Origin of the sequence: Pseudomonas sp. p99-361, from assembly GCF_003935475.1 — a bacterium.
GTDB lineage: Bacteria > Pseudomonadota > Gammaproteobacteria > Pseudomonadales > Pseudomonadaceae > Aquipseudomonas > Aquipseudomonas juntendi.
In genome coordinates this window covers 1-1,046 of record NZ_RHQO01000143.1, presented here as the reverse complement: position 1 = coordinate 1,046, position 1,046 = coordinate 1, and the positions used below count along the sequence as shown (strand labels likewise).

The 1,046-nt window shown below is 48.4% G+C and carries 2 tRNA genes and 1 rRNA gene; all 3 read right to left on the bottom strand.

Features of this window, described 5'->3' with window-relative positions:
• Positions 1-419: ribosomal RNA gene (locus tag EGJ22_RS25875) — 23S ribosomal RNA — on the bottom strand; the annotation flags it as partial.
• A 249-nt stretch (positions 420-668) separates the two neighbouring features.
• A tRNA-Ala gene (locus EGJ22_RS25870) sits at positions 669-744 on the bottom strand.
• Positions 745-858: 114 nt separating this feature from the next.
• Positions 859-935: transfer RNA gene (locus tag EGJ22_RS25865), tRNA-Ile, on the bottom strand.
• Positions 936-1,046: the final 111 nt, after the last annotated feature.

The following is a 1,046-nucleotide window of genomic DNA, read 5'->3' as shown; positions in this document are numbered from 1 at the left end:
TAGCCTTGGAGGATGGTCCCCCCATATTCAGACAAAGTTTCTCGTGCTCCGTCCTACTCGATTTCATTGATAAGAGATTTTCGTGTACGGGGCTATCACCCACTATGGCCGCACTTTCCAGAGCGTTCCACTAATCTCAAATCAACTTAAGGGCTGGTCCCCGTTCGCTCGCCACTACTAAGGGAATCTCGGTTGATTTCTTTTCCTCAGGGTACTTAGATGTTTCAGTTCCCCTGGTTCGCCTCTTGCACCTATGTATTCAGTACAAGATACTCAGCTTATGCTGAGTGGGTTCCCCCATTCAGAGATCTCTGGATCACAGTCTGTTTGCCGACTCCCCAAAGCTTATCGCAGGCTACCACGTCTTTCATCGCCTCTGACTGCCAAGGCATCCACCGTATGCGCTTCTTCACTTGACCATATAACCCCAAGCAATCTGGTTATACTGTGAAGACGACATTCGCCGAAAATTCGCATTTCGCTCAGTTAAGAGCAGAACTCACAAATTTTACCTTAGCCTGATCACACACCAGTGAAAGTGCGTGTCAGTCTATATCTATCACATATCCGAATTTTTAAAGAACGATCTGACAAAAGTCAGAAATCAACATTCATCGACGAATGTTCATTTCTAATTTCTGAGCAGGAGCAACATCTACCGCAGAAAGTGGTGGAGCCAAGCGGGATCGAACCGCTGACCTCCTGCGTGCAAGGCAGGCGCTCTCCCAGCTGAGCTATGGCCCCGTATTCTACGGCTGAACCATGTAATGGTAGGTCTGGGCAGATTTTAACTGCAGAAGAGCCGTCCTCACCACTCTTTATCCAGAGGCATGGGGCGCTCAACATTCCAACCAAAAATGGTAGGTCTGGGCAGATTTGAACTGCCGACCTCACCCTTATCAGGGGTGCGCTCTAACCAACTGAGCTACAGACCTAATGGTATAACTTTGGGTCTTGATCGTCTTTTACAATGAATCAAGCAATTCGTGTGGGAGCTCATCAGCAGGCTGATGTCGTCGATTAAGGAGGTGATCCAGCCGCAGGTT